Origin of the sequence: Devosia insulae DS-56, from assembly GCF_000970465.2 — a bacterium.
Classification (GTDB): domain Bacteria; phylum Pseudomonadota; class Alphaproteobacteria; order Rhizobiales; family Devosiaceae; genus Devosia_A; species Devosia_A insulae.
Genome location: NZ_LAJE02000029.1, coordinates 1 through 4,766 on the forward strand (window position 1 = coordinate 1; position 4,766 = coordinate 4,766).

Here is a 4,766-nt window from a genome sequence, read left to right on the forward strand (position 1 = left end):
GATCAATGGTGTCGGTCAGCGCGTACCGGCTACGCTAGGTTCCGCCAGGCCTCAGCCTGCCCGCTTCTCAGCCGTCTCCCGCGCCCGGCGCAGCACGTCGGCATAATCCGGGTTGAAGCGCAGCTCGGCCATCTTGATGGCGGCATCGAGCCGGGCGCCGATCACCCGATCACCGGGGTTCTGGCGGAACAGCTCGAGGTTGCGCTGGACGTGGGTTTCCAGCGCCTGGCCGACCTGGGTCCAAGTCTGGTCGAACATGGCATTGAGCGCCAGCGAGTCGCGGCAATCGCGGATCGTCGTCAGCACATAGCAGCCGTTGAGCGCCGCCAGCACCTGGTCGCCGTCGAGCCGGTCCTGGCCGGAATGGCGACGCAGCGCCAGGTTGACGTTCGGCGACACGTCGCGCAGCTTCGGCTCGACCAGTTCCGAGACGGTCTTGGTCACCGCCGCCACTGCCGTCGACCAGCGGGTCAGCCGGCCGAGTTCCACATAACCGGTCACCGCTCGCATCAGCCGGTGGAAGCGGTCGATGGCGCGGCAGGTCAGATCGATGTCGGCGAAAGCGCCGTGCTGGTCGAGCGCCGGGATCTGCGCCTGCGCATGCGACAGCATCGCCTCGATCAGCGGAGCGAAACCGGCGCGCTGCAGCGACGCTTCGGTGGCCGAGCCGGCGAGGCGAATCGCGGCTGCCATCATCCGGCCGGGATGGCTCACCTGCCCCATCGCCGCCTGGAACAGCAGCGCCGAGACCGCGTGATCGTTGAGCGGCATCGACTGCAGCGCCACGCCCAGCGCCGTCTCGTCGGTCATGCCATTGGCGGCGCGGCCGAAAGCCTGCGCCTTATCCAGCAGGCTTCGGCATTTCAGCGCATTGAGCACCACGCCGACGCGGCGATAGGCGTCCTCGCCGCCCATCTGCAACTGGATCCGGCGCTCCGAATCAGGGCTGCCGACCGCCGCGATGGCGGCACGGGCGCGCTGCAACAGCTCGGGCACCAGCAGATCGAGCGCCTGGCGCGCCTCCGGGTCTGCATCCGCGGCATTGGCATCGATGAGGTCAGGCGCCACGTCGCGCAGCATCCAGGTCCAGACGCCCTGGGCGTGTGACTCGGCGATGCCGCCGTCGAAATCGAATCCGGCGGTACCCGGCACGATTACTGCGTCGATCAGCCCGAAAAACGGCCGCACGGCCCGCTGCGACCGAGCCGTTTCAGACGATGACAGACGAGTGGCAGTATTGGGCATGAAAACCGGCGGGCATCAGGGTCCGAGGATAGTCCTCGAACCTAGCGTGCGACGGTAAACAAAAGACTATCCGGGAATCCCAGAAACGATCACGTCGCTGTCAGGCAGCGACTTGGCCGAAGACAGCGCCGAGCCTCAGCCGGCGACGCTCCAGGTATTGTCGGCCTCGCGGCAGGCGGTGCCCTTCTTGGCGACAGGCGCGCCGCCGATGGTCACCGTATGGGTGAAATCGCGGCAATTGGTGTTGTTCACCGTGACATAGGGGCCGACCGTCACCGAGCCGCTGGTGCCCTTGTCGCCGATCCAGGTGCGCGGTGCACCGGGGCGGCCGAAGGTCAGGGCGTTGAACTGGGCGCTCGCCGCTTCCGACTTGTCCTTGGCCGAGAGCTTGCCGAGCACGGATGGATCGAGGAAGGCGCTCACGTCGTTCATCGTGGTGCCGGCGGTCTGGATGGCGCCTGGAGCCGGCAGCGAGGCCGGCGTAATGGTCGGGGCCCCCAGCGTGGAGTTCGGCTGCGGCAGCGTCGGCCCGAGGGCGACGTCACTGGTGTTGCCCATGGTGCCACAACCGGCAAGCAGGAGCAGGGCGAAGAGGGGGACGGCGCGGACGATCTGCTGCATGTCGGTCTCGATGGGTGGCCGGCCCTTATTCCTTACGTATTGAGGCAAAAGTGCGGAAACCCGCAACCTTTGCGGCCGGAAGCCGCAATTCTGCCAGGAGCCCCCCCAGCACTGAGCGTTTCAATTGCAGGGAGCCGCCATAAACGTCAACCAGTTCCTTGACGATATCGAGGCCCAGCCCCGAGCCGGGGGTCTTCTCGTCCAGCCTGACACCGCGGCGCAACACTTTGTTCGCTTCCTCCTCGGTCAGCCCCGGCCCGTCGTCGTCGATCTTGATCAGGAGGTTGGCGTTGCCACCGCTGCGCTCGGCGATCACGGTCACGCCGATCGAGGATTTTGCCCATTTGCAGGCATTGTCGAGGAGATTGCCCGCCATCTCCTCGAGATCGCCCTCGTCACCGCGGAACCAGGGCAGCGAGGCGTCGGGCCGCACCATGGCGATGGTCACCTGCGGGTTGAGCTTCTGCATCACCCGGGTCAGCCGCAGCATGACATGCGTCGCGTCGGCTTTCTTGCCCACCACGGTCGAACGCGCCGCCAGCCGGGCGCGATCGAGATAGGTGCTGACCAGCTGGCTCATCTTCTCGGTTTCGGTGGCCACCACCTTGGCGAGACTGTTCTTCTTGTCGGCGTTGGCCTCGTTGCGCAGCACGGCTATCGGCGTCTTCAGCCCGTGCGCCAGGTTGCCCACCTGGTTGCGGGCCCGCTCGACGATCTGCGCATTGGAGCGCAGCAACTCGTTGATTTCTTCGGAGAGTGGCGCCAGTTCGGCCGGATAGGAGCCGGTGAGCGAGGCGGCGTCGCCCTCGCGCACCTGCTCCACCTCGCGCCTCAGCCGCCCGATCGGCCGCAGCGCCAGCCGCGCCACGATGGTGGACATCACCGCCAGCATGATCGCTACCGCGCCGAGCACGATCAGCGTCTGGCCGCGGAATTCGTCGACCAGCGACAGGATCTCGTCGAGCGAGCCGGTGACCATAATGTGGAGCGGCGTGCCGTTCACCGTCACGGCGCGCTCGATCACCCGGATCTTGATGTTGAACGGGTCGGTCAGCACCGCCGACTTGGAGTTGGTCGCGTCGAACGGCCCCGGCAGCGGCCCCAGCACCATGCCGACATAGGAGTTGGAGAAGTTGAGCAGCTCACCGGTTTCGTCGCGGATCGCCCAGTACCAGCCCGAGCCGGTCCGATCGAAGCGCGGATCGGCGACCTTGATCTGGTCCGATTTCGGCGTTTCGGAGAGCAGGCTCAGGTCGGTCAGCGTTTCGACGTGGAACTCCAGCGTCTCGACCAGGCTGTTATCCAGCGCCCGCGAATAGAGCTCGGTGAGCAGGAACGCCGTCGCCACCAGCGCGACGATCAGCCAGCCGGCCGACAACAGGAACAGCGAGGCGGCAATCGACCCCTTGCGCTGCGATACGGGCTGCACCGGCGCGTCAGTCACCACCCTGCCCCCGAGCTTTCAGGCGAGCCTGCTCCCACAACGGGAGAAGGCACTCGGGCCGATAGTCCGCCGGTGCTCTCCCGCTACGAATGGTGTCAGTCCTCGGCGATCTGGTAGCCCAGCCCGCGCACCGTCTGGATGCAATCGTCCGGCAGCTTCTTGCGCAGCCGGCCGACGAACACCTCGATGGTGTTGGAATCGCGGTCGAAATCCTGGTCGTAGAGGTGTTCGGTCAGCTCGGTGCGTGAGATCACCTTGCCCTTGTGGTGCATCAGGTAGCTGAGGAGCCGCAACTCGTGGCTGGTCAGCTTCACCGAGTGCCCATCCACCGTCACCTTGCCGGCCTTGACGTCGAGCCGCACCGAGCCGGCGCTGATCTCGTTCGAGGCCTGGCCGGCGGCCCGGCGCACCAGGGCGCGGACCCGGGCCAGCACTTCTTCCATGTGGAAGGGTTTTGCCACGTAATCATCGGCGCCGGCGTCGATGCCCTGCACCTTGTCGCTCCAGCGGTCGCGGGCGGTCAGCAACAGCACCGGCATCTTCTTGCCGGCGCGGCGCCATTCCTCGAGCACCGAGAGGCCATCCATCTGCGGCAGGCCGATATCGAGCACCACCGCATCGTAGGGTTCGGTATCGCCGAGGAAATGGCCTTCCTCGCCGTCGAACGCCACGTCGACGACGTAGCCGCCTTCCGTCAGCGCATCCTTCAGCTGCCGGTTGAGATTAGTGTCGTCTTCAACGACGAGAATGCGCATCGAAAAGTCCCCTATTGCCGCCACGACAGGTCCCGCGCCCGGCAACAGCCGGCCCTACGCGCGAGACGTGTCCCAGATTGATTTTATGTGAGGCTTCACTGAGCCGGCAAGCTCACAGGTTTGCTTTCGCCATATTCGTCCATGACGTTCACTTGCCATTCCCACTGGCCGCCAACCATGCAGACGCGCGCCTGCGAGCTGATGATCTTGCCATCGACGCCCGACTGCGCAATCGCCTGCGACAGCTGCACCAGTTCGCCGTTGTCGATCATCTGCTGGATTTCGCGCTTGCTCAGGCACTCCTGCGCTACCGCCGGTGCGGCAACACCGAACGCCAGCCCCAGCGTCAACACGCCGGCCGCCACCAATGTCAGTTTCTGTTTCATCGGAGGGTTATGCGGGAAAATGGCTGAATGTGGGATGAACGGGGGCCAGCGGGATCGCAACCCCACCCGGAGGCCAGCGGTGATCGACGGGACAGGCGCAGTTCCTAGCTTCTCGGCTCGCCGGAACGCGGCTAGGCTCGCCGTGATCTGTCGCGCTTTCAGGACGGGAGGCTCCAATCCTGCCGGAAGCGCCTTGGATGCTCTGAGGAGGAGGACCAATGAGCACGACGACTAATCCCGGTTCCCGGGCCATCGACGTTCGCTTCGGCACCGCTACGCTTGAAGTTAAACTCGACGACGGACACGAGCTGATCG

5 protein-coding genes are annotated in these 4,766 nt (G+C 65.6%); all 5 read right to left on the reverse strand.

Going from position 1 to position 4,766, the window contains the following annotated elements; translation table 11 throughout:
- Positions 1-51: 51 nt before the first annotated feature.
- The 5 genes from VW23_RS01135 to VW23_RS01155 all read right to left on the reverse strand — a co-directional run bounded on the left by VW23_RS01135 (position 52) and on the right by VW23_RS01155 (position 4,451).
- The gene (locus tag VW23_RS01135) at positions 52-1,188 is read right to left on the reverse strand and encodes a hypothetical protein (protein ID WP_069907764.1); all 1,137 of its coding nucleotides are present in this window, start codon (positions 1,186-1,188) and stop codon (positions 52-54) included.
- 192 nt (positions 1,189-1,380) lie between these two features.
- Positions 1,381-1,866, reverse strand: a complete 486-nt coding sequence (locus VW23_RS01140; protein WP_069907765.1) for a hypothetical protein — start codon at positions 1,864-1,866, stop codon at positions 1,381-1,383.
- A gap of 25 nt (positions 1,867-1,891) precedes the next feature.
- Positions 1,892-3,310 (reverse strand): sensor histidine kinase, encoded by a 1,419-nt coding sequence (locus VW23_RS01145; RefSeq protein ID WP_141728171.1) that lies wholly within the window; start codon positions 3,308-3,310, stop codon positions 1,892-1,894.
- Between the two features lie 95 nt (positions 3,311-3,405).
- Positions 3,406-4,065 carry a response regulator transcription factor gene (locus VW23_RS01150; RefSeq protein WP_055885382.1) on the reverse strand — a complete coding sequence of 220 codons (660 nt, stop codon included), beginning with the start codon at positions 4,063-4,065 and terminating at the stop codon, positions 3,406-3,408.
- Between the two features lie 95 nt (positions 4,066-4,160).
- Positions 4,161-4,451 (reverse strand): hypothetical protein, encoded by a 291-nt coding sequence (locus tag VW23_RS01155; RefSeq protein ID WP_055997243.1) that lies wholly within the window; start codon positions 4,449-4,451, stop codon positions 4,161-4,163.
- Positions 4,452-4,766 lie beyond the last annotated feature (315 nt).

Excerpts from the sequence above, each read along its gene's own strand:
- VW23_RS01155 (WP_055997243.1), bottom strand. The coding sequence starts at position 4,451 with ATGAAACAGAAACTGACATTGGTGGCGGCCGGCGTGTTGACGCTGGGG.
- VW23_RS01150 (WP_055885382.1), bottom strand. The coding sequence starts at position 4,065 with ATGCGCATTCTCGTCGTTGAAGACGACACTAATCTCAACCGGCAGCTG.
- VW23_RS01140 (WP_069907765.1), bottom strand. The coding sequence starts at position 1,866 with ATGCAGCAGATCGTCCGCGCCGTCCCCCTCTTCGCCCTGCTCCTGCTT.